This is a genomic window from Grimontia celer (assembly GCF_900055185.1).
In the GTDB taxonomy this organism is placed as follows: domain Bacteria; phylum Pseudomonadota; class Gammaproteobacteria; order Enterobacterales; family Vibrionaceae; genus Enterovibrio; species Enterovibrio celer.
Genome location: NZ_FIZX01000001.1, coordinates 1176692 through 1200081, shown reverse-complemented (window position 1 = coordinate 1200081; position 23390 = coordinate 1176692). Strand labels below are relative to the sequence as shown.

The 23390-nt window shown below is 47.5% G+C and carries 20 protein-coding genes and 1 tRNA gene; 4 read left to right on the top strand and 17 right to left on the bottom strand.

Features of this window, described 5'->3' with window-relative positions; all coding sequences use genetic code 11:
- Positions 1-64 precede the first annotated feature (64 nt).
- From GCE9029_RS05330 to GCE9029_RS05315, 4 genes are all read right to left on the bottom strand, one after another.
- Complete coding sequence (locus GCE9029_RS05330) at positions 65-1945, bottom strand: methyl-accepting chemotaxis protein (RefSeq protein ID WP_082804281.1); 1881 nt, start codon at positions 1943-1945, stop codon at positions 65-67.
- 215 nt (positions 1946-2160) lie between these two features.
- Positions 2161-2622 carry a GNAT family N-acetyltransferase gene (locus GCE9029_RS05325; RefSeq protein WP_062661467.1) on the bottom strand — a complete coding sequence of 154 codons (462 nt, stop codon included), beginning with the start codon at positions 2620-2622 and terminating at the stop codon, positions 2161-2163.
- Entirely contained in the window at positions 2619-2876 is a 258-nt protein-coding gene (locus tag GCE9029_RS05320; protein WP_062661465.1) for a hypothetical protein, read from the bottom strand. Before GCE9029_RS05320 ends, GCE9029_RS05325 begins: the two co-directional genes overlap by 4 nt.
- Before the next feature lie 38 nt (positions 2877-2914).
- Positions 2915-3448: a phosphotransferase-like protein gene (locus tag GCE9029_RS05315; RefSeq protein ID WP_062661463.1), complete on the bottom strand. Its 534-nt coding sequence runs from the start codon at positions 3446-3448 to the stop codon at positions 2915-2917.
- A gap of 338 nt (positions 3449-3786) precedes the next feature.
- On the opposite strand from GCE9029_RS05315, the gene GCE9029_RS05310 reads away from it, so the two are divergent.
- The gene (locus GCE9029_RS05310) at positions 3787-4353 is read left to right on the top strand and encodes a DJ-1/PfpI family protein (RefSeq protein ID WP_062661461.1); all 567 of its coding nucleotides are present in this window, start codon (positions 3787-3789) and stop codon (positions 4351-4353) included.
- Positions 4354-4532: 179 nt separating this feature from the next.
- Here GCE9029_RS05310 and GCE9029_RS05305 read toward each other — a convergent pair whose 3' ends face one another.
- The 5 genes from GCE9029_RS05305 to GCE9029_RS05285 all read right to left on the bottom strand — a co-directional run bounded on the left by GCE9029_RS05305 (position 4533) and on the right by GCE9029_RS05285 (position 10284).
- The gene (locus tag GCE9029_RS05305; RefSeq protein WP_062661454.1) at positions 4533-5195 is read right to left on the bottom strand and encodes a class GN sortase; all 663 of its coding nucleotides are present in this window, start codon (positions 5193-5195) and stop codon (positions 4533-4535) included.
- Positions 5196-5212: 17 nt separating this feature from the next.
- Positions 5213-7333, bottom strand: coding sequence for a marine proteobacterial sortase target protein (locus GCE9029_RS05300; RefSeq protein ID WP_062661451.1), 2121 nt, complete (start codon positions 7331-7333; stop codon positions 5213-5215).
- Between the two features lie 204 nt (positions 7334-7537).
- A complete protein-coding gene (locus tag GCE9029_RS05295; protein ID WP_062661449.1) occupies positions 7538-8764 on the bottom strand; it encodes an RtcB family protein in 1227 nt (408 codons plus the stop codon).
- A 56-nt stretch (positions 8765-8820) separates the two neighbouring features.
- The gene (locus GCE9029_RS05290) at positions 8821-9975 is read right to left on the bottom strand and encodes a slipin family protein (RefSeq protein ID WP_062661447.1); all 1155 of its coding nucleotides are present in this window, start codon (positions 9973-9975) and stop codon (positions 8821-8823) included.
- 240 nt (positions 9976-10215) lie between these two features.
- Positions 10216-10284 (bottom strand) — tRNA-His (locus GCE9029_RS05285).
- Positions 10285-10577: 293 nt separating this feature from the next.
- On the opposite strand from GCE9029_RS05285, the gene rtcR reads away from it, so the two are divergent.
- Positions 10578-12185 (top strand): RNA repair transcriptional activator RtcR, encoded by a 1608-nt coding sequence (rtcR, locus tag GCE9029_RS05280; protein ID WP_269449273.1) that lies wholly within the window; start codon positions 10578-10580, stop codon positions 12183-12185.
- 188 nt (positions 12186-12373) lie between these two features.
- On the opposite strand, the gene GCE9029_RS05275 is transcribed toward rtcR, so the two are convergent.
- Genes GCE9029_RS05275 through matP form a run of 3 tightly spaced genes read right to left on the bottom strand, consistent with a single transcriptional unit; the run spans position 12374 to position 13545 of the window.
- Complete coding sequence (locus GCE9029_RS05275; protein ID WP_062661445.1) at positions 12374-12778, bottom strand: PPC domain-containing DNA-binding protein; 405 nt, start codon at positions 12776-12778, stop codon at positions 12374-12376.
- Between the two features lie 17 nt (positions 12779-12795).
- Complete coding sequence (locus GCE9029_RS05270; protein WP_062661443.1) at positions 12796-13086, bottom strand: DUF3634 family protein; 291 nt, start codon at positions 13084-13086, stop codon at positions 12796-12798.
- 9 nt (positions 13087-13095) lie between these two features.
- Positions 13096-13545, bottom strand: coding sequence for a macrodomain Ter protein MatP (gene matP, locus GCE9029_RS05265; RefSeq protein WP_062661441.1), 450 nt, complete (start codon positions 13543-13545; stop codon positions 13096-13098).
- A 262-nt stretch (positions 13546-13807) separates the two neighbouring features.
- On the opposite strand from matP, the gene GCE9029_RS05260 reads away from it, so the two are divergent.
- A complete protein-coding gene (locus GCE9029_RS05260) occupies positions 13808-15490 on the top strand; it encodes an AAA family ATPase (RefSeq protein ID WP_062661439.1) in 1683 nt (560 codons plus the stop codon).
- Positions 15491-15553: 63 nt separating this feature from the next.
- Positions 15554-16072 (top strand): bifunctional 3-hydroxydecanoyl-ACP dehydratase/trans-2-decenoyl-ACP isomerase, encoded by a 519-nt coding sequence (fabA, locus tag GCE9029_RS05255; RefSeq protein WP_062661437.1) that lies wholly within the window; start codon positions 15554-15556, stop codon positions 16070-16072.
- 218 nt (positions 16073-16290) lie between these two features.
- Here the strand turns inward: fabA and rmf are convergent, their stop codons facing one another.
- The 5 genes from rmf to rlmKL all read right to left on the bottom strand — a co-directional run bounded on the left by rmf (position 16291) and on the right by rlmKL (position 22754).
- Entirely contained in the window at positions 16291-16461 is a 171-nt protein-coding gene (rmf, locus tag GCE9029_RS25790; RefSeq protein ID WP_082111327.1) for a ribosome modulation factor, read from the bottom strand.
- A 165-nt stretch (positions 16462-16626) separates the two neighbouring features.
- Positions 16627-18462, bottom strand: a complete 1836-nt coding sequence (locus GCE9029_RS05250) for a DUF3466 family protein (RefSeq protein WP_062661435.1) — start codon at positions 18460-18462, stop codon at positions 16627-16629.
- Complete coding sequence (uup, locus tag GCE9029_RS05245; protein ID WP_062661433.1) at positions 18462-20381, bottom strand: ATP-binding cassette ATPase Uup; 1920 nt, start codon at positions 20379-20381, stop codon at positions 18462-18464. Before uup ends, GCE9029_RS05250 begins: the two co-directional genes overlap by 1 nt.
- On the bottom strand, positions 20368-20622 hold the full coding sequence (locus GCE9029_RS05240; RefSeq protein WP_062661431.1) for a glutaredoxin family protein: 255 nt from the start codon (positions 20620-20622) through the stop codon (positions 20368-20370). Before GCE9029_RS05240 ends, uup begins: the two co-directional genes overlap by 14 nt.
- A complete protein-coding gene (gene rlmKL / locus GCE9029_RS05235) occupies positions 20622-22754 on the bottom strand; it encodes a bifunctional 23S rRNA (guanine(2069)-N(7))-methyltransferase RlmK/23S rRNA (guanine(2445)-N(2))-methyltransferase RlmL (protein ID WP_062661429.1) in 2133 nt (710 codons plus the stop codon). Before rlmKL ends, GCE9029_RS05240 begins: the two co-directional genes overlap by 1 nt.
- Positions 22755-23390 lie beyond the last annotated feature (636 nt).

Below are 23390 nucleotides of genomic sequence, written 5' to 3'. Positions count from 1 at the left end.
TTCTGCTGGTGATTTCAAAAATAAAGCCCTCTTTCGAGGGCATTTTCTTACGAGTTGTGTCTACTCAAACTTTAAATTTATTCAACTCACTTTCCTGCTGACCAGCCAGATCCGAAATCGCAATACAAAGTGATTCCTGTTCTTTTGCCTGCAGTGAGAGTGTTTCACTGATACCACGAATGTTATCCGTGTTTTGCTGGATATCGGCGGCGGTATCTCGTTGTCTGAACGAAGAGTTAGAGATCTCAGTGATCAAGTCGTTGATGCGGTAAATATGGTTATGGATGTGAGTCAATGCCTCATTTGCGCCCAGCACTTCTTCCTGTGTACTTGAAGCGGTATTGCGGCTTTGAATGATCACACTTTCTGCTTCACCAACACCGGCCTGAAGCTGTGAAATCATGTTCTTGATTTCTTCCGTCGAAGTTTGTGTGCGTGAAGCCAAGGCTCGGACTTCGTCAGCTACCACGGCGAATCCGCGACCCATTTCTCCCGCTCGTGCTGCTTCAATCGCTGCATTCAACGCCAACAAGTTGGTCTGTTCGGCGATATCGGTGATCACGGTAAGGATGGATTCGATATTGGCACTGTAGTTGGCCAGTTCGTTGACCTTAGAAACCGCGGTTTCCATTTCGCCCATCAGTACATCAATAGAAGCTTTGGTTTGTTCTACAGAGTGACCGCCTTTGTTTGTCGCTTCGCTACTTTCAGCAACGGCTTCGGCAGCATGGCGTGCCCGCTCAGCAACATCGTTGGAAATCTCCGTCATTTCCTGAATGGCGTTAGAAACCAAGTTGATTTCATTGAGCTGATGATCAGCACCCTGTGCCGCATTTTTAGCGGTCGAAACAGTCAGGCTGACGTTGTTAGAAACTTCATCCGAGGTGGTTTTGATATTGGTGACAAGTGCTTGCAGGTACTTGATAAAACCGTTGAACTCGTTAGAAACGCCACCAAACTCGTCATTACTTTTTATGGTAAGACGTTTGGTGAGGTCGCCATCGCCACTGTTAATTTCTTCCAGGCTTTGGCGCAGGTTATCAAGCGGTCTAAGCTGGCGAGAAATCAGCAAACTGAGTAAAAGCCCGATAAGAATGGCACAGCCCGCTGTGGTAGCCGCTGCAGTGAACCCAAAATTATCGCTGTGCGCCATGACAATGGATTTATCAAGCACAACACCAATCAACCAGTCACTGCCTTGCAATCCTTCTAGCGGCTGAAATGCAGTAAATGCCGTGCCGGCATCGACTTCAACTTCCTGAAAAGTGTCATCCAGCACGGGTAAGGTTCCTTTGAAGAGTTCACCCAATTTGAGGCCATTTAACTCGCCATTTGGGTGGCTGATGATGGTGCCATCTGCACTCAACAAAAAGGCGTAACCTGCATTGTTGAAGTTGAGGGTGTTAAGCGCTTCTGACACGGTTTTCAAGCTAAGGTCACCACCAAAGGCCCCTTTTGATTCGCCGTTGTCATAAAGATTGGCAACAGCGGAGATGAGGATTTCTTTGGTCCCGGCATCCGGGTATGGGTCGGTCAGCATCGCAGAACTGTTTTTTTTTGCGAAGGGATACCAAGGACGTTTTCTGGCATCCCAGTTTTCAGGATTCCAGCTTGGGTCGTTGGTAATCCTTTTTCCGTCTGTGTCGAGTCCTCCAAATATCAGGATGAACTCGTCTTTAAGAATGGGAAGATCAAAGGTGGTTTGGATGGTTTGAGGACTGAAGTCGGCATTAATGGTCTCTGCCATCATATCGATGAGGGCAAGTTTTCCATTGAGCCAGTTGGTTATCTGCTCACCCATGGCGGCAGTGGTTTCAAGGGTGTTTCGTTGTGAGCTGATCAGCTCTTCTTGTTTGACGCTCTGGTATTGAAACCAAGAAAGCGCCGAGAGTACTCCGATAACAACTGTTGTAGAAAGTAGAGCAACACGATAAGAGACTTTCATTTGCGATACCCGTAATTGATTAGGTGGATCAATTTTTCTTATATGTATCACTCACTGAAGCAGACCCTTTAGTCTCAAGCTAGGACTTGTTAATGATTATCGTGTTATTTGTAAACTTTATGAGCTGAAAGTGTCAGTATATTTTACACTTAGTGTTTTTTCCTCGAACTTTCAGTGTATTGAAGTTGAAGCATGGCAAAGTAAGTCGCCTATTTTTATAGACTTTTCACCCTGACTGAGACCTTTACTCCGCGGTACTCTACTTGCTCTATTTCCTTAAACCCAATACGGCCATATAAACCTCCGTCTAACTGCTCGGTCTGAAGGTGAAGTTTTTCAATACCCAAGCCTCTCGCCAAGCGCTCTAGCTCACCAACCATCTGAGATGCGACCTTCTTGCCACGATGCGCTTTTTCCACATAGACACCACCGACCCAATGTTCCTTGTCGGTGTAGATGCTCATTTCGTGATAACAGAGGTAAGAACAACCGAGGATTTCATCACCTTCAACGGCATAGATCATCAGCGGGAGTTTATCTCGGTTCAGGTACTCACTGAGCTTGGCTTGATTGCGCTCTAGCGTGGCTTCGGGGTTCAGGTGCCCCCATTCATTGAGAAACCACTGAGCAACGGTAGGCAGTGTTTCTGGCTTATCTGCTAGGAAGACGAATTTCATGATTTGGCCTTTTCCAGAAGGTTCTTGGTTTTTAACCAAGAATACAGACCATAGAAGATACCGCCTAATGGAAATGCCCAAAGCGAGAATGAGAGCGCTTCTATGAAGCCTTTACCGGTAAAAAGCGGTGTAATAGCAGCATAAAAAATCGCGGTAGGAATTCCCCATAACAACACCCCGTAAATCAGTATGTGTTTGGGCATCCCCATCGCGACTTTTTGTTCAAGTTTCTTTAGATCTTCTGGATTGGTCACGATCGGCTCACACGCATGATAGTTAAGTCATGCTTGGTTTATGCCTCTCTGACTTTCTCCTGCAAAGTTGCTGCAATGATTGTTGCGAGTTCAGTCGCAGGCGTTTTGGTGCTATCAAGTTTGAGATCATATTTCAGGTGATGTGGTGATGTATAGAAACCATGCCTCACTTCATCTAACGTTCTATCTCCTCGATCAAATGTGCGTCTCTCTAACTCTGGAAGATCGCAGACAAGACCAACATATAAACGCTCATGGCGTTCGAAAGCCAGATCCATTTTCAGTGCACGCTGGGGCGTTGAAATCACAGCATCAAAAATGACTTTGTTGCCAGCATCCAGCAACGCATTAACGCAAGAGAATGCCCCGTTCATCAGGGCATTTGGGTCAAGTGAACGCCAATCGTTTTCCTCATTGCAGCGCTTTAGCACTGACGGAGGAAGTGAATAGACCAATGTATCGATCGAAAAATAGAGCCAGTTTTCTGGAAGAAACTGCTCCTGGAGAGCTTTTGCCAGCGTGGTTTTACCCGCTCCAGAGGCGCCATCGAAAACGATTAAGTTTGGGCTCATAAACAAATTGCCTCTTTGTTGTTTTTGTTGGCGACATCATTCTTGTTCTGGCTTTCGGAGGGAAGTTTTAATGGTTTATCGGGCAGAAAAATGCGATCCATACGCACTCTGTTTCAATGATGAGGCACACATTTTCAACGCAAAATCATTGCAAACTGAAGGGGCTTTGTAACTGACAGGTATACGTATTTCATGCGAAATGGACATGGCTCGAATTACTTCACAATCACCTTGTAGCCCGTCCTCTCTGTACTAATGTTCTGAAAAACATTTATAAAAAGCCCGACTTATTGGGCAAGTACATCAATAACGTCAGTAAAAGCATTAGGGAAATGACAATGGCTAGAGTTCTTATCATCGCCGGTGATTTCGTAGAGGATTATGAAATCATGGTGCCCTTCCAGGCGCTTCAAGTTCTGGGACACTCTGTTTCAGTGGTTTGCCCTGGAAAGTCTAAAGATGAAACCATCAAAACGGCTATCCATGATTTCGAAGGCGACCAAACGTACACAGAAAAACCTGGGCATAATTTCACGCTGAACGCGGACTTCGATTCTGTATCAGAAATTTCGTTTGAGGGTCTGCTTCTTCCGGGTGGACGTTCTCCAGAATACCTTCGATTGAACGAGGACGTGCTGAACCTCATTACTGCGTTCAACAACAAGAACAAACCGATTGCCGCCATATGCCACGGCGCACAATTACTCACCGCATCTTACGTGGTTTCAAATCGCGCGATTTCTGCTTACCCGGCCTGCGCCCCAGAAGTACGATTAGCAGGCGGAGAATTTACAAACATTGCAATGGACGAAGCCATTACCGATGGCAATCTCGTTACCGCACCTGCATGGCCTGCACACCCTGCTTGGCTGAAACAATTCCACACTTTGCTCACTCAACAATAATAATGATCCATCACTAAGCCTCCCATTTGGGCGCTATCAGCGCCCTTTTTTTATCAAGCCGCTTTCCTTCTTTAAACCGTTTAATATCAGTGTGATATGAATGAGATAGTACGAATAGCGTGGTTGAACTTTCGTGAAATCAATTTAAAGTTATAGTGCACTAAAGGTATCACAATCCACTATAACCATTGTTCCGTTTTGGTATTGGAAGAATAAAAGACTTCCGGCGCGAAATCGCTGAGTGAATCTGGAGTAAGCTGAGGTTTCGCTACGACAACATAGCGTAACGGCCCGTTGAATGTCATTGCATCGAAAGGATAGCAGGTTACTAACGTGACACGATCATCCTCAGTTTGCTCTATCCACTGTGTATCCGACTCATGTGCGATGCTGACCTCTTCCACTTGGTAGTAAACTTGAGTGCCTGCACGGGTCTCAATGTTCATGGTATCACCCGGTTTTAGCTCAGACAGCCCCGAGAAGTGAGTATCGTTATGGCCATAGATAACCACATTTCCCCTCCTTCCCGGCAAGGCTGTTTGCATTTGTAATGTCGGTCCGAACGCCAGATTTCGCATGTTAGCACCCGACAGCACCCACTGAGGTTTGTTGTTTTTGAGCGCAATCTTGGCGATGGGATAAGTATCAGCCCAAGGCCAAGGGGCTTGGTTTTCACCGGTTTCTTTTTGCTTCTCCCATGCATGGGAAATCATTAACTGGGCAAGTTGCGCTTTGGCTTTGATGTAAAGGCCATTTGCCATGATGACACCTCCGCACAGAAAGCTGGCGACAAACACTAGCTGCCAGGCTTTCTGAGGAAAATAGCGTTGAATAACGTCCATATTTAGATTCCCTTTCGCTAGAAAACGTCACGCGAAGCACGGCTAAAGCGAATCCCTACCGCACTGATTGCCAGCAATAACCCACCCAGTAACATCATGAAGGTGCTTCCCAAACCACTTTGCAGCATGGCGGTGTTGTTTTTGGGTGCATGTGGATTGATTTGATGTGGCTTTGCTTTCTCATCCAGCGGTCGACTTGGGTTGTTATCAACAGCGACCAGCGACGTATGCTTGGTGACAATGTGATGATTTAAACCTAGCTCTGTGATTCGGTTTTCTTTCTCATCTGCACTCAAACTTTGATTGAGTGTGATACTTTCGATTTGTTTGCGCGCCCAAAGCACATCGATACCTGTCGCAGCGCCCGCTTGAATGGCTTCAAGATCAATATCCAGCTGCCAGGGTGCGTCACTTTGAATGCCTGTTAGCTTTAATGTGTTTGCATTTTCAGGGATGGTAAACGCCAAATCCAAAGGCTGGGTTTTGTATAGATCCGGCACTGGGTTTGGCCACGCATCGACAGGCTCGCCGTTATCCCATTTCACGGTGATGTCTTTCATTACTGGGCTTGAAAGCTTTTCAAACAGTGGCTTTAGGGATGTAGAAACTTCGCTGAGGTTACTGATATGGGTGAAGCTTCCTTTACCTGATACGGCGGCGCGCTGCATAAATGCACTGTTTGGCGCAGAGCCGATCCCTACGGTAAACAGTCTTCGGTCTTTCAATCCTTTGCTGATTAAGCCGTACAGCTCATCTTCATTGCCAATGGCACCGTCTGTCATAAAGACAATTTGGTTCAGGTAACCAGTCATTGGTTCAGACGCATAGGCCAACTCTAAAGCTGTCGCCATTTCGGTGCCGCCATCTGCTTCAATGCCACGAACAATACTGCTGACTAAACCGATATTTTTGAGGGTTGCTTGCACAGGTACTGACGAATAGCGGCGCGCTTCATGGTTGAAAATTATCAGGTTGAAGTAGTCGTCGGCTTCAAGACTGTGAAGCGCATAGATGACAGCCTCTTTGGCTTGCTCGATGGATTCACCGTACATAGAGCCGGAGATATCCAACACCAAGGTGATGTTTTGTGGGATGCTGTTGCTCTGTTTAGATTGCGGCGGCATCGCCATCAAAAGGCCGTATTTCTCGCCCTCTTTTTCCTGCACAAATAAGGCTGCTACCGGCATGCTGGCAGCTGCTGGTCGCCACTTGAGTACAAAGTCCTTATTGGCGATTTCCATTTCGCTCAGTGTGATGGAATAGCGGCTCTCAGAGACTTTCTGGACATTAATGGAAGCTGTGGTGCTTTCGACAAAATCAAGGGGCAAACCCATGTTGATGTCGGCTTCCAAGGTAAAAGCGATTTCGTCTTCCAGCAACGGATCACGATACTCCGGCGTGATTTCATTGGCATCCGGCACCTGACGCGTTGCCACCGCCCATCCGTTTTGCATTTCCTGTAACGGCGTTACCACTTCTTCAACGCGTTGGTCGCCTTCTTCTGCGAATGGGGCTTCTGTGTCACCTCTTGCCTGCAGTGCCGTCGAATCGGGCAGACCCGGAATATAGCGATGCGTAAAGGTGGTTGGGAAACGAAGGCTGAACTCGCCATCTTCATAGTGAACCGTCTCCTGATATTGGATATTCACCACTATGGTTTCACCAGGCGCGACATTGGCAATCTGCGTAGAGAACAAGTTCGCTCGGTGCTGTTCCACCAATGAGGCCTTTTTGCCCTGCTCAGCGGCGCGATTGAACGTTTCCCTCGCTTGCTGTTTCTTTTGGATTTCACCTTCAATGATGCGCTCACCGATTTGAATCGTCAGATGATCAACCGCTGCATTCTGAGGTAGCGGAAACAGATAACGGGCGTTAATCCAATCGTCCGTGGGATTGGTAAAACGCTGTTCGACCTTCACGCGATTCACCAGACCATTTATCACCATTTCAGCACTGGTAGAAAGCTGAGGCGCTGCCGTCCAGAGTTTGTCTTCGCTGTTTTGCGTTTGTATATACAAGCCGCCTTCTTCCTCACTGGCAAAGGCGATCGCAGGGAGGAACATGATGAAAAGCGCTGTCAGCAACCAATCTGCCAATGGCGCTTTGAATGAGACTTTGGAGATGTTCAGGGTGTACATTGCCACTTCCTTGACCTGTTGTTATTGACTGGCATTACACCAAATCAATCTGTCGGTTCCGGGTAGCAACTGAGGCCAATTCAGACCAATTGTGGCAAGATTATGGCAGCGCAACATCTATAAGTTATAGTGCATTAAATGATATAAAACAGCAGGAGACATGCTCCTGCTTATCTTATTGATTTAATGTGTGGTCTATCGTATTTACCCTTTCACACAAACCACTTGCTTCAGGGTATGCACCACTTCGACAAGGTCTTTCTGCGCTTCCATGACTTTGTCGATATCTTTGTAAGCGTGCGGGATTTCATCGATCACTGCTGCATCTTTTCGGCACTCAACACCTTCCGTCGCAGCCACCTGATCTTTGATGCTATAAACCTTTTTCGCCTGCGTTCTCGACATCACACGCCCTGCACCATGGCTACAGCTTTCGAAGCTTTCTGGATTACCTAGCCCTCGAACGATGAAGGACTTCGCCCCCATGTTACCCGGGATGATCCCCAGTTCGCCCTTGCCAGCTCTCACCGCGCCTTTACGAGTGACATAGCACGACTTACCAAAGTGCGTTTCCCGCGAGATATAGTTGTGGTGACAATTCACCGCCACGTCGGCCGTTTCAAATGGCACTGGGATTTGTTTTCTCAGCGCTGTAATCGCATTGATCATCATGATTTCACGGTTCTTGGCGGCGAAATCCTGCGCCCATTCGACGGCTTCCACGTAATCGTTAAAGTAGTCGCTACCCTCTTCCAGATACGCGAGATCCTGATCGGGAAGGTGGATTTGGTGGCGTTCCATCTCTTTCTTGGCCAGTTCAATAAAGTAGGTACCAATGCGGTTTCCTACTCCGCGGCTGCCTGAGTGAAGCATGATCCAAACGGCGTCGTTTTCATCCAGACACAACTCCAGAAAGTGGTTCCCCGTTCCCATAGTGCCAAGATGGTTAACGTGGTTGCTTTTCCTGATGGCCGGATGCTTATGGCAGATTGCCTCGAAGCGCAGTTCCAGCTTCTTCCATTCTTTCGCCACCACTTCAGGGATGTTATGCCACGCGCCACGGTCGGTTTTTCCTCGCCCAGACGTTCTTCCATGTGGAATCGCCGACTCAAAAGCATGTCGGATACCACTAAGGTTATCCGGTAGCTGTGAGGCTTTCAGCGAAGTTTTAGTCGCGAGCATCCCGCAGCCGATATCCACTCCCACTGCCGCCGGTATCACGGCTTTGACCGAGGGAATGACACTACCAATCGTTGCTCCCATACCAAGGTGGACATCCGGCATCACGGCAATATGGGAGTGAACAATATCCATAGATGCGATGTTATTCAGCTGTTGGCGTGCCTTATCTTCAAACGGTACGCCTTTGGTCCACGCTTTTATCGTTGCTTTGTTTTCGTTTTTAATTTCGATGTAGTTTTCAGTACACATTATGCTTTCCTTGATGACGCGCCTTACCGTATTTGCTTCACGGAAAGACGCGTTTTCTATGTCATTTTCACCACGCCTTGCATGAGTCCTTCCAGGCCACCATAGACGTTGAGGTTGCTGATTTTGTCTGCCACTTTTTCAAGTGCTTCCAGCTCTTTCAAGCGCATCAGTGTTGGGTTGTTTTCCATCACTTTGGCGGTGTTATGCAGGCTTCGCGTCGCTGCCGTTTCCTCACGACGTTTGATCACGTTGGCCTCTGCCGCTTTTTGCGCTTCAACCACCTGGTTGAGAATCGCTTTGATTTCACCGGGTAAAATGATGTCTTTCATACCCACGTTGCCTAACTCGACACCGACCGCTTTCAGATTTTCTGCCACCAGCTCTTTCACGGTTTCACCCACGTAGAGCTTGTCCAACAGCAAATCATCCAATGCTTTGGTGCCAATGGCTTCACGCAGCGCCAACTGCAGCAGTTTGTAGGCGTATTGCTCAACATCATCCACGCTGTTAGCTGCTGTTTCAGCATCCAGGATACGGATGTTGGCTGTTAAGTTGATGCGCAGGCTAACGCGATCTTTGGTCATGATTTCCTGACCTGAGACTTCCAGAATCTGGGTACGCGTGTCATAGCTTTTCAACTGAAACTCGCGGTTGAACTGCCAGTAGCCATAAGTGCCCGGAGACAATTTTTCCGACAGCTTACCGTCGATGTACAGCAGACCAACATGGCTGTTTTTTACTGTCGCCACCGCCACAGGTTTCACTGCGACCGTCGATTCACTGCGGATCAAACGCGTCGCCAGGTTCACACCGGCTTTGTTGATCAAATACAGCGTCTTATCTTCCACCAGCGGTGTATCTGCAATGTCGATACGATCCAATCGGATGTCACCGGCGTCTTTCCACATAAACAGACGCTCTCCCGGTGCCACCACACCACGCAACATGCCATCAAGATACAACATGCCTACTTCTGTATCCTGAAGTTTCTCGTGTTGGATGTGCTCCTTCAACGAGGCAGAGCCTTGGTATAAACGCTCTCCGTTTTTCTGGGAGAAATACAGCTCGTCGATATCGAAAACTTCGAATTCAACGTCGTCTTTCATGTCCCAAACTTTGTGTAAACCCGGCATAAGCACTTGGGTCAGTTTCTGGTTTTGAAAAACCAGTGCGCGTTCGTTTTCTGCAATTTTGATGGTTTTACGAAACATAATCTTTTTCCTTGTTTAAGTGAGAAACGAAAGGACACAGCGTGAAGATGCAGTGGCAACTGTCACTCTTGGTAAAGGGAGCTTCCTGCCTGCTTTACCCCTCTGCGCGGTTGCGTCTTCATCTCATTGGTTGCTCCGTTCGTTTCCTTGTTTCCATTTCTATGCGTTATCTGAGTGGGACTCGAACCCACGACATACGAATTAACTTCGCCGTTCTACCAATTGAACTATCAGTTAAGGTGACTAGAGCGGGAATCGAACCCGCAGATGACGGAACATGTCCGCTGCTTTACCGTTTAGCTATCTAGTAGTTTTAGGGAATCGAACCCTCGGCAGTTTCCTGCTCCCTCCCAGGGGAAGCGTGGTTGGTATACACATTCACAGTGTGAGATGCACCGGGGTGGCATTCAGAACCACACGCCGCTAACCACGAACTTGTTATTCCAAGTCACGTGCCAGTTTTAAAAAAAGAGTAAGAGTTAATTTTTATTTTATTGTTTTTATTGAATTAAAATCTTTTCAGGCGAATATCAGTCGCCAGATCTATTGCCATATACATTCATACTTTCGATACTTATAGATATGGATATATCTTTTTGGATATGAAAGTGGTGATGAAGAAAACGATTGTTGTCAGCCTTTTGGGCACACAGCTAGACAGAATTGGAAAACGGGTTGATAGGTGGACACGCTGGAGGCCGAATGTCGGATTGGTTCAACAAGAGAACCTGCCTATCCACACGCTTTATTTACTGCATGACAACCACTCCAGGCGCCTTGCCAATAACGTTGCGGTAGATATCGAGTCCGTATCGCCAGAAACAAGTGTTGCCTTATGCCAGATGAACTTCGCCGATCCGTGGGATTTTGAAGAGGTGTACGCCAAGCTCTATGACTTTTGTGAAGCCATGGATTTCGACATCGATAATCATGATTACCTTTTTCACATCACCACGGGTACTCACGTTGCACAGATTTGTAGCTACCTGCTGACGGAGAGTCGTCACTTTCCGGGGAAGCTGATCCAGTCTGCGCCTGATCTGTCCAAGGAAGATAAGACCATTGGCCGAGTGCAGATTATCGATCTGGATCTGTCCCGCTATGACCAGCTCGCCACGCGCTTTGATAATGCGCGAATTGAAGACGAAACTTTTCTGAAAGGAGGCATAGAAACACGCAATGAAGCCTTCAACCGGATGATTTCGCAGATCGAAAAGGTCGCGATTCGCTCTACTGCCCCTATCCTGCTGACCGGCCCAACAGGCGCCGGGAAAAGCCAACTCGCTCAGCGTATCTATCAGCTCAAAAAGCGCCGCGCCTTGCTCAAAGGGGAACTTGTCACTGTGAACTGCGCAACGCTTAAAGGCATGAACGCGATGGCGGCGCTGTTTGGACATACTAAGGGCGCTTTCACGGGCGCTTCTGCGGCGCGTGAAGGTTTTTTACGCGCCGCCGACAAGGGGCTTCTGTTTCTGGATGAAATTGGCGAACTCGGGCTTGAGGAGCAAGCTATGTTGCTTCATGCGATCGAATACAAGCGGTTTCACCCTGTTGGCAGCGACAAAGACGTACACAGCGATTTTCAACTCATCGCCGGCACAAACCGTGATTTGAAGGCCATGGTGGTTGAAGGCGCATTTCGTGAGGATTTGCTTGCAAGAATTAACCTGTGGACGTATCCACTTCCTGGGCTAAAAAATCGCAAAGAGGATATTGAGCCTAATCTGGATTATGAAGTAATGGCCTTCGCGGAGAAACATGGTGATCGCATCCGCTTTAACAAAGAAGCGCGCGATAAATTTCTCTCCTTTGCACTCTCTCATCAGGCCACCTGGAACAGTAACTTCCGGGACTTAAGCTCTGCGGTGACCCGCTTGGGCACATTGGCGGATTCCTCGAGAATTGCAGTTGAAGATGTAAACGATGAAATAGCGCGTCTCTCTGGTATGTGGAGTGGCTCATCAGATGAAGATGAACGCTCCTTCCTGTCTCTTCTAGATGACGGGGTCAGGGAAGATTTGGATACCTTTGACGCGCACCAGCTCAACTATGTGTTGAGCGTGTGTGACCGACATGATTCGATGGCGTCTGCAGGACGTGAATTGTTCAATATCAGTCGCACGAAAAAAGTTCAGTCTAACGATTCAGCGAGGCTTCAAAAGTATCTGGCAAAGTTTGGGGTTTCTTGGAAGGACTTGAAGAAGAAATGAGCAATAAACTTCTTGTAACGTCATGAAATTCCGATGGTAAATTCAGAATCATGAATACTTACGCATGAACTATTTTACTTCCCTCGGGAAATTTTTCACTTTAGTGATAAGTCATTCAATTCAATGAATAAAAGACGTAAAACTGCGCGAATACAAAATGGACGCTTCATAGGCGTCCATTTTTGCATTTAATCTTTGCTCACCACCAGCTCGGTGTAGCCAGTATCGGGATCATGCTCTCGACTGAACCCGTAACCATCAAACTTCAGTAAACATGCTTCCGCGGTGTGACTGACAATACAGCCTTCCATCAAGTGCCCGCCGATCACTGCGCCCTGTTTATCCGCGACCGAAATATGCAGATGAACATGCTCTGGCGTCAGCGTGCCTGACACAGAAAGAATTTCAAATGGCTCGATTTTGCTCAGCGTAGATTTTCCATCCGCCACACGAATTTTTAGTTCAGACAGACATCCCACCAGCGATGCAACACAGCCAGCTTGAATGTGGTGCGCTTTCACTGCATGGAGAATTGACTGCTTGAGATCTGCGCCTCTGGTAAGACGAAATGCAATGGGTTCAACAGATGACATGGCGACTTAAATGATGATTACTTAAAAGACTTGTGCGGAAAGACGTTGCGGATTCGTTGCTGCACTTTGTGGTCAATATCTTTTGATAGAACCAGCTTGGCAGGATTAAAGCGGTTTCGATAAACCTTAATGGTGCCGGAGAAAGGTGTGCGCTTGTTGATTTCTTCACAGTCATGGAGAAAACCATGCGGAATCTTACCTTTCTTACTAACAAGCTGACCGTCCTTAAACTTGATAAGAATAATAGGACGGTCAACCAAAAGGTAAGCGAATAAAGCGATAAAGCTAACAGCGAGAAAGTACTCCATGCGCATTCCTTACATGTCGAGCAAACTACTCAAATCTTTCTTAAGCGCATCGACTTTCTTGTTCGCATTCTGGGAACGGTTAGCTTCACCAATCAGGTATTCAATCGTGTCCGAGAGCGTTGCATCGAGTTCTTGCGCTTTCAAAGACAATTTTTCCCAAACTCGGAAGTCCAGATCAATCGACTTTTTGCGCGTGTGTTCTTGTTCAGCATTGAAGTGACGCTTACGCTTCGCACGAATTGCCTGCTTAAGCTTGGTATCAAGCTCTGAGGACATGTGCTCGCCGATCCATTCGATCACTTTTGTAGGCTCATGTTCGAGCGCTAACAGTGACTTCACTACGGCTTCGACCTCGCTGGTGTCGACATAACGTGTAACGTTCGCACCTTCTTTATGCTTTTTGACCAGATAGCTCCATTTCCATCCGGCTTCGAGGTTTTCAAGTTGTTGATATTTCATAATTCGAGTTTTATTTGGTTGAGAGCAAAATAAATGTGAAATACAGTGACAGCGTAACAGTAGTTTACTTTTTAATCAAATCAACTCTGCGTATCTCTTTGATCTTTTCTACTTGGGCATCAAAAGTGAACTCTTTTGTATCGAGGCTCTATTCACTTCGTTTCTTTAACACCGACAACTGGTTATCTTCGCTACTTTGAAGGAGCGTATTCATTTATACTCATCGGTAATTAATACACTGAAAAAGTTGATACCCAAACGTATGCAAGAAGTTTCCTGGCAGTCCGTCGTGCCGCAGTTTTCTCATGTTGAAGCGCACATTCGTCGATACGCCGCTATCGAAGCGACCTCTCCTTGTGCATTGCAACCGAGATTAAAAAGCAGCATTGAACGTCTCGTTCATGAGCATCACTTCCCGCGTCTTCTTCTGGTGACAGCACCAGATGTTTATGACTACCTGAAATTGCTCGAGAACATGACGAAAGCGGCGCTACCGTCAGATGATATGCCTGTGGTCATCGCAGAGAATATCGATGAAGTTCAGCTGTTTGGCGCAGTGTATCCGAACAATTCAGATGTGACAACGTCACGAACGGTGAATGGTCTCCTTCATCAAGCAAATGGCGGCGTGCTTCTCATTTCTCTTGGCTGCATTCTCGCTCAACCCAACGTTTGGAGCCGATTGAAGTCTCTACTTTCAACGAACAAGCTGGGCTGGAAAAGCGCAAAACCAGATGTTTACTGCGAGCTACCACCGCCTTCAGAAATTTCTGTCAGAGTTATCGTCGTTGGCGATCGCGCATTGATGTCTGACTTTGAAGCTGGCGAACCTGAATTACATGGTTTGGCAAGCTACACCGAATTCGAACAGGACATGTATCTGACTGAAGAGAACGTTGGTACCTACCTGTCGGTGCTCAAAGGTCATCAACAAGCTTTCGGTATCAAGCCTCTCGATCCAGAAGCCGCTCAACGTGTGATGCAGGCTGGTGCGAGATATACCGAAGATCAGGAAAGGTTGCCGCTCTGCCCGCTCTGGACGCAAACCTTGTTGCGTGAAGCAGACTACCAAAGTACTGGCGAGACCATTGTGGCAGCAGATGTTGATGCGGCTATCGAGGCTAAATACTTCAGAGAATCTTACCTGCCATTGCGCGCAGTTGATGACATTCATAAAGGTCAGGTATTCATTGATACCCGCGGCGAACATATAGGTCAGGTCAACGGCCTGACAGTGATTGAAATGCCGGGCCACCCGATGGCTTACGGTGAGCCCGCTCGTATTTCTTGTGTGGTCCACTTTGGTGACGGCGACATTGCTGACGTTGAGCGTAAAGCAGAGCTCGGTGGTAACATTCACGCCAAAGGGATGATGATCATGCAGGCGTTCGTTAGCGCTGCGCTGGATTTGGACGAGCCTTTGCCATATTCCGCATCCATAGTGTTTGAGCAGTCTTACTGTGAAGTAGATGGCGACAGCGCTTCTCTCGCTGAGCTTTGTGCATTTGTCAGTGCCCTGTCTCAAACCCCAATCAATCAGAGCATTGCCATTACTGGTGCTGTTGACCAATTCGGTCGCGTACAGGCCGTTGGCGGCATCAATGAGAAAATCGAAGGCTTCTATCACATCTGTGAGCACCGCGGCCTCAGCGGCGATCAGGGCGTGATTTTGCCGAAGACTAACCTCAATGCACTGTGTTTGAGTAAAGACGTCACTGAAGCAATCCGCGCCGGTAAATTCCATATCTGGGCCGTCGAGCATGTAGAGGAAGCTTTCCCACTGATCACTGGCCTACCGTTTAGTGGTGATGAGAATGAAGAAGATGGCGTTGAAACTGAGACACTTCTCGGGAAGATCGCCCAAAGAATAGATGTTTTTCATCACGGTGAGACCCGTCACACATCCTTAATAAATAAGCTTAAACACTGGTTAAACCACAACTGATCCGAGTTGTTTAGCTTACACGTGTACGCTAATCTGCTCCTAACTTTTTGCAGGAGCAGTTTAATGCTAATGAAACGCCACTCTTATGACAGAGACGACCTCCTAGCCTCTAGCCAAGGAGAGCTTTTCGGACCAGGTCGTCCACAGCTACCAGCACCTAACATGCTGATGATGGACCGCATTGCAAACATCACGGACGAAGGTGGTGACCATGGCAAAGGCTTTATCATCGCTGAACTAGATATCACTCCAGACCTGTGGTTCTTCGACTGCCACTTCCCTGGCGACCCAGTGATGCCTGGTTGTCTTGGTCTTGACGCGATGTGGCAACTGGTAGGTTTCTTCCTCGGTTGGTCTGGCGGTGAAGGTAAAGGTCGTGCACTGGGTGTGGGCGAAGTGAAATTTACCGGTCAAATTCTGCCTACCGCGAAGAAAGTGACGTATGAAATCCAGATGAAGCGCGTTATTAACCGCAAACTCGTGATGGGTCTGGCTGACGGCCGCGTATTGGTAGATGGCAAAGAAATCTACGTAGCGAAAGACCTGAAAGTTGGTTTGTTCCAAGACACCTCTTCTTTCTAAGTCGTCATCGACACGCCAAATTCCAAACCGCCTCCGGGCGGTTTTTTGTTCTCTATACGCCTTACTTTCCTTTTTCTCCCCAGCGATAAGCTCTGTCTAAACGCCCCCTATTGGAGTAGAGCATTTTGAACCACATAAACAAGTTATAGTGCATTAAAGGTTAAACAAAAGCCCCGTAAACCGGGGCTCATGTGTAGGTTTATGTGTGGGTTAAAAAGTTACTTCAACATCGATACTTTCGTATCTCTGCCTTCGCGCCAACCTCCTAGCCATTGGCTGCGCGCGTCCATGGCTTGATAGGGACATGTCTCAGAGGATCGACCGTTTACACCAGCTTGGTAGCCTTTCGCCTGTGCTCGCTCTAAACGATCTCGCTTCTGTCTTTTCATATATTCGCCCTCTTATCCTAAGATGGTTGTATCTTTTCAGTGAGGTTTCATTCAAGTTGATCTTTTATGACCCTCACCAATTAAGATTCACGCATGGTTAATAAATAATCAAGCATCGAAAGGCTCATCCAACAGAAATTTGTGAAGATGAGCCAGAAAGTGAAATTACTTTTTACGGCGGAAAATTCCGCCCAGTGCCAATAGGCCGAGACCTAGTGCACCCATACCACCACCGCTACGTTCGATAACATTTCTTTCTTCTGGACGAGGAGAAATATCACCCGACTGGCGAACCAGTTTTACAGCTACCAGCTCTTCGGTTCCGTTACATCTTGCATTATGCGCTACTGAGCTATATCCACCAGCACAGTAGAAAGCTGAAGCGGCAATATCGCCATTTGCTGCAATATCAAATGCTTCGGCAATACGGAACTGGTTAGCATTTCCGGTCGGATTGTCATCGTTAGTCAAATCGTCCAGACGCCAACCACGAGTGCCGTCAAAGTCCGCACTCAGTGTACCGTGCGCATAGATGTAGCCACGTTGACGACGTGATCGATCACGTGAATTCTCGATATCAACCTTACCGACCAGCTCGTTATTGTCGTTGATAGCGGCAGCAGTCGCGTTGTACCCGTTAAAGAACAGAGCACTCTGTGACGTACCCAGAAGCGTGGTGGAACTGCCATTGTTAACGAATACGGTTTCTGCATAAGCACCGTTATTCAGGCGTGCATTCTTTGCTACCCCAACAACAACGCCACTACTGTTAATATCAGTCGCTTCGGTGTATTGATAAATGATGTCTCCGCTCTGACGAATATCGACACCAGGTATCAGCGACATATCCCAGCAGCGTTTGGTTGTTCCTGTTATACAGGTAGCGAAGTCGGCAACTGGTGTGTATTTTACAGCTCGTGCATAAAAGCCACTGTCGTTATAAGTGTTAAAACCAACCATGGTTGGGGCACTGTTACTTACAATAGCAGCTGCATTTACGCTGCCCTGCGCGGTATCGTCAGTGTTGCCCGTCGCTCCATTTGGAAAATCTGCAATAGCAAAAGCATTGACGGCATCAGCCGCACCAGAGCCTGATGCCAACCAAATAGAAGCCTGATTGGCAAATTGGAAGTACTGGCAAGCGCGATCCGAGTAATTCAGGTTAGTTGCACAGCTTGAAAGATTTGCTAGACCAGTGTCTTCAGGAACTTTATTTCCGTTACCCACATCAGCCATGTTTGCTACTGAAGCTGAGCCAAAAACAATAGTCTGACTTGCTGCTTCAATTACGCCGTTGGCGTTGGTTTGTCCAATCGCTTCTATGACTGTGCTTGAACCTGATGGAGGCAACATTTCAGCTTCTCCGTAAAAGCCTCTGCGTTGGAATGCTCGTGCGTGAATAGCGCCAGAGTTGGTGTAAGGACCACTTGAAGCACCAACTGGAACGCCTCCATCTGTCACAGAGTTAACAACTACATTGGTCGACGCGGGATCTGGACTACCCGGAGGTTCAGTGCCATTAACACCATTACCAAAAGGATTAACAGACGTTCCGTTTACTGTGGCAACACTATTGCTGCTGAAGCCATTACTCCATGCATCAATTTCTTTCTTCAAACCACCAAGGCAGTTTTGCGTACTATCTTCACTATCACAGACAGCCCCGGTAGCTTGAACACCGTACCATCTTTCATCAGCCCACTCTTCACAGGTGTTGTAACCCAGAAAATCGCGGCAGTACCGGTACAGATCGTCCTGACTGTTAATGAAATGCTCGACATCTACCATATAGGGCAGTTCTTCTGAGTAGTTCAGACCAACCGGACCACTCAAACCTTCAACAGAAACCTTCGATGAATCAGAAGAAATTGCTGTTGTTTGAGATGAATTACTTGAAGGTGCATCCATCAACTGGACTTGGTACAGGGCAGCATTTGCTACCGCAGGGATACCAGCCACAGCAAGTGCGATAGCTGATAGTTTGAATTTGTTGAACTGCATTACGATTCCTTTTGCATCTCTTCGAGTTCTTCCCATCTTTCAAAGGCGGTTTCCAACTCAGCTTCTGCGTCGCTCAAACGCTGCAGGACAGGCTGTGTTTCTTCCGTACTTTTCTGGAAGAACGCAGGATCGTTTACCGATTCCTGTATTTGCGCGATTTCATTCTCTAGGTTTTCAATAAGCTGTGGAAGTGCTTCAAGCTCTCTTTGCAACTTGTAAGACAGTTTTTTGCCCGGCTTATTGTTATTTGCCTGTTTTTTAGGCGCTTCTTCCTTTGGAGCTTCCTTCGCTTTCGGCTTTTCTGACTCGATGGTCTTTAGGTAGTTCTCACGTTGCTGCATCGCATCGTGATAGCCACCAACGAATTTACGGATGACACCATCGCCTTCAAAAATCCAGCTATGGGTAACGGTATTGTCGACGAACTGACGATCGTGGCTCACCAACAGTAACGTACCCTGATAATTGGCAAGCAATTCTTCCAAAAGTTCCAGAGTTTCGATGTCCAAATCGTTGGTTGGTTCATCGAGTACCAAAAGGTTGCAGGGCTTTAGAAAAATTCGTGCCAACAGAAGCCTGTTCTTCTCGCCACCTGACAGCGCTTTTACCGGCGTACGGGCACGGCGTGGATGGAATAAGAAGTCTTGCAGGTAACCGAGCACATGTCGCTTACGGCCCCCTACTTCTACTTCCATTTTTCCTTCAGCCAGGTTGTCAATAACCGTCTTTTCCGGATCCAGTTTTTCGCGGTACTGGTCAAAGTAAGCCACTTCCAACTTGGTACCCACATGGAACTTACCTGAATCTGGAGCGATTTTTTCCAGCATCAGCTTCAAAAGCGTGCTTTTACCACAGCCATTGGGGCCGATCAGCGCGATACGGTCACCACGCATTACATTGAAACTGAAATCACCGATGATCTTTTTACCATCCCAGTGATAGTCGATGTCACTGGCTTCAAACACAATCTTGCCCGAGCGCACAGCTTCATCCAGTTGAATGTTTGCATTGCCCTGCACTTCTACGCGATCTGCACGCTCACGACGAAGCTGTTTCAGAGCGCGCACACGGCCTTCATTGCGGGTACGGCGTGCTTTGATGCCCTGGCGAATCCAGGTTTCTTCCTGAGCCAGTTTCTTATCAAATTCGGCATTCTGCTCGGCTTCCACGCGCAACATCTCTTCCTTGCCTTCGAGATACTTCTCGTAGTCGCCCGGCCAGGATGTCAGTTGGCCACGATCTAAATCGACAATACGGGTTGCCATAGAACGGATAAAAGCGCGATCGTGCGAGATGAAGACGATGGCACCTTTGAAATCTTTCAGGAAGGTTTCCAGCCAGATGATAGTCGCCACATCAAGGTGGTTGGTTGGCTCATCAAGCAGCAGAACGTCTGGATCACACACCAGCGCGCGAGCCAGTGCCGCTTTGCGCTGCCAGCCACCTGAGAGCTCGGAAAGCTTTTTAGTGCCATCCAGTTTCAATGCGCCCAATACGGTGGTCAGTTGGTTCTCGAAACGCCACGCGCCTGAATGCTCCAATTGTTCCTGCACGCGTGCCAAGCGATTAATGTTCTTCTCGCTTGGATCATGCTCAATTAAGCCCAGAAGGTCGTGATACTCTTTGAGTTGCGCACCGACTTCTGCCAATCCCTCAGCGACATAATCAACAACACTTCCCTCTGCGTCTCGCGGAGGATCCTGCTCTAAGCGGGAAACCTTCAGATCTTGTTGGCGGTTAATGCTGCCGTCATCAAGTTGGACGTTGCCATGAATCACCTTCATTAAGGTTGATTTACCAGCGCCATTACGCCCAACCAAACAAACCCGTTCACCCTGCTGCAGGATAAACTCTGCGCCATCCAGCAACGGGTTATCACCATAAGCCAGTTGTGCGTTAGTGATGTTAATCAATGCCATGTTTTACTAACCAAATGTTTAAAGCTGAAGAATCGAATGGCCAGCCCAGTTCATCGTCGACTGAGCCGTCATTATTTTGGAGAGAAAGCACCGGAATAGTGACGCCGTAACGCTTAAACAGTGCGTCATCAAACGCTATGTCTACAACGCGCAAGGCAGCGGTTTTACCCGCTGCCTGATATAGCGCCAATGCCTCTTCACATAAGTGACACCCTTCCGTGCTGTAGAGGATTAAGGCCATTAACCTTCCTTGTGTGTGATAATCCAACAGTTGTGAATCTGTTTGTTACGCTCAAAGTCCATCGGGATTGAGCGGTTTGTGATGTTCAGAGCTTGAAGGCCCAGCTCTGCCAACGCGTCAACATCCATTTTGAAGTTACGCTTGTTGTTAGAGAAGACGATTTCTCCGCCTTCACGTAGCAGGCGCTTAAGCTCTGTCATCAGTTTGATGTGATCACGTTGGACATCAAACGTATCGAGCATTCGCTTAGAATTAGAGAAGGTCGGCGGATCGATAAAAATCAGATCATATTGGCCTTTTGCCAACGACAGCCACTTCAAACAGTCAGCTTGCTCAAACATGTGCTGGCGCCCTACTTTGCCGTTAAGCTTCATGTTGCGCTCTGCCCAAGCAAGATAGGTCTTCGACATATCTACCGTTGTCGTAGATTTAGCACCACCTACAGCCGCGTGAACGGTCGCTGTACCGGTGTAAGCAAACAGGTTGAGGAAATCTTTACCTTTCGCTTTTTCACCCAACATTTTGCGTGTATAGCGGTGATCCAGAAACAGACCCGTATCGAGATAATCATAGAGATTCACTTCCAGCGTCACACCGTACTCATGAACCTTCATAAAGCGCTTGGCTTCACCTAACTTCTCGTACTGGTTGGTACCTTTCTGCTTCTCTCGGGTTTTCAGAACCACATTGTTGGCATTCACGCCAGTTACAGCGATGGTTGCGCGAACCATGTCCAGCAGACGACGACGTGCTTTCTCTTCTGGAACGGTTTTAGGTGGCGCATATTCCTGAATAACAATGTTGTCGCTGTAGCGGTCTATCGCCGCGTTATACTCAGGCAGGTCTGAATCGTATAGACGGTAACATTCAACACCTTGTTGTTTCGCCCATTTATCCAGTTTCTTAATGTTTTTGCGAAGACGGTTGGTGAATTCAGGCGCAACATCTGCGACCGGCGCTGGCTCACCCTGTGACGTTGTCACCTCACCGCGAGCGGTGATGTGATAAGTCTTCATCACACAATCAAGCGCGCCATTACGAAGCTTGTAAGTATTATCAGCTCGCATGCGCAAGCAGCTCAGCAACTCGTCAGAACCCGAGTAGATGGATGCTATAGAGCCTTTAAATTGGCTTTTCAATTGAACGCCAAGCTGAGTGTATAGCGCGATAAGACCTGGCGTAGTCCCCAGACGCTCACCGTATGGAGGGTTACAGATGATATTGCCCTCTCCGAAGCCTTCTGGTCGCATCAGTTCCGCTGCGTCACCTAACTCAAACTGAATCAGGTCAGCTACGCCAGCACGACGGGCGTTTGCTTTAGCCGTTTCCAGAACACGACGGTCATTATCGAAACCGAAAAACTGACTTTCGCACTTCGCAGGGCCTTTCTTTGATTTGAAAGTCACTTCTGCGTGCACTTCCATCCACTCTTCACGATTGAACGATTTAAGCGCCTCAAAACCCCAACGCTTGCGTTTTAGGCCAGGCGCTACTTCTGCAGCCATCATTGCCGCTTCGATCAGCAAGGTTCCCGAACCACACATTGGGTCCAGCAAAGGCTTGTCAAAGGTCCAGCCACTTTTCATGACCAATGCTGCAGCGTTGGTTTCACGAAGCGGTGCGGCACCAGATTCTGTGCGATAGCCGCGTTGGTGCAAGCCAGAACCCACCATATCGATACCCAATAGGCCTTGCTCTTTAGAAAGGCGCATGTGAATCCGCAGATCTGGCTGCTCACGGTCGATGCTGGGACGATCCAAATCCGCTTTCACGAAACGGTCAACAATCGCATCTTTGACTTTCAACGCGCCATATTGGCTATTTCGGATTTCTCGGTTTGTACCATTGAAATCAACTGCGATACGTTTTCTCTCACTGAAATACTGCGGCCAGTTAATAGCCGAAGCGCCCAGATACAGGTCCATGTCGTCACGTACAGCGAATTCACCCAGAACAAGAATGAAACGTGACGCCGTGCGGCTCCATAAACAGCACGTGTAAAGAGTTTTCTCATCCGCGCGGAAGCGTACACCAGCACTCACAGCTTTCACGCTGCTGGCACCCAGCTTTTCGAGTTCTTCTGCTAACAGGTTTTCTAAACCGCGGGAGGTAATTGCTAAATATTGATTCATGGATATGGATTCTGAGGAATGTTGCGCGCGATTATAAACGAATTCAGACGTCAACGCTCTATCAAGGGTGATTTATCTCACTATTTTCCTTGATAACAAACTTCGTCGTTCAAGCACTATGGCTCATCAAATCAACTCGGTTCCTACAGATTTCGATTTCTCCAAAGAAGGCGATTGGTCAAGTGCATGCATCTCCCGTACAGCATCAAGTAACCTCTATCAAATCACTTACCCACAATGAGAAATTACGTTTCCACATGGAAACATTAGCACTCAAGCCAATCATGCCGCCCTCCTAGCTCAAACAATGCCAACTATTCTGCTGTTTTTGGAATAAGAAGTAAGCACATACTTATCCACAGAGCTAATTAAATAAAGGGCTTAGTTTATCGAAATCTGGAACACTCTTTCCGAATGGGAAACTAAATAAATCCATAATATCTGGTATATACCAGAAGCCAGATTTACTCAGAATACCGCGCTAAAAAGAGGAAATGGCCTCTATGTCGTTTATGAATTTGAACTAAATTTGACGTAATTGAGGGATAAACAAAGAGTAAAAATACAGCAGATAGAATCTATTTATGTGACATTAATCACTATACGTACTACATGCAGAGGCACTATTTTCTGACT